The following is a 354-nucleotide window of genomic DNA, read 5'->3' as shown; positions in this document are numbered from 1 at the left end:
ACCGTTAAGCGCCCTTTTTTTGAGGGCTTACCCTCACTTGACGTTCGACCTGCTGATATTTGGTGTTGACGTATTGCCGCAGCCAGACTTCTGAAACCTCTGCCACACGAGCAATCTCGGCTAAGGGAATCTGCTCTAACAAGAGTTTGTCGATCAAGCGCTGGGTGGCCTCATCGATGATTTTGTTTTGCGGGTCTTGCACAAACTTGCGTCCGCAGTTTTTACATTTGTGACTCTGCTTGCCGTTGTGGATGCTGTCATTTCTGACGACGTGCGCGGAGTGACACGCTGGACAAGTGGGCTATGGAGAGGACATAAACTTGAATCAATCTCAATCTGATTCCAGGTTTACAG

The 354-nt window shown here is 49.2% G+C and carries 1 protein-coding gene; it reads right to left on the bottom strand.

Annotated elements, in window-relative coordinates; all coding sequences use genetic code 11:
* Positions 1-4 precede the first annotated feature (4 nt).
* Positions 5-202 carry a hypothetical protein gene (locus tag JUK32_RS00095; RefSeq protein ID WP_204136843.1) on the bottom strand — a complete coding sequence of 66 codons (198 nt, stop codon included), beginning with the start codon at positions 200-202 and terminating at the stop codon, positions 5-7.
* Positions 203-354: the final 152 nt, after the last annotated feature.

Source organism: Halomicronema sp. CCY15110, assembly GCF_016888165.1.
Taxonomy (GTDB): Bacteria; Cyanobacteriota; Cyanobacteriia; order Phormidesmidales; family Phormidesmidaceae; genus Halomicronema.
The sequence above is the reverse complement of the archived record's forward strand: the minus strand, read 5'-3'. Positions and strand labels throughout refer to the sequence as shown.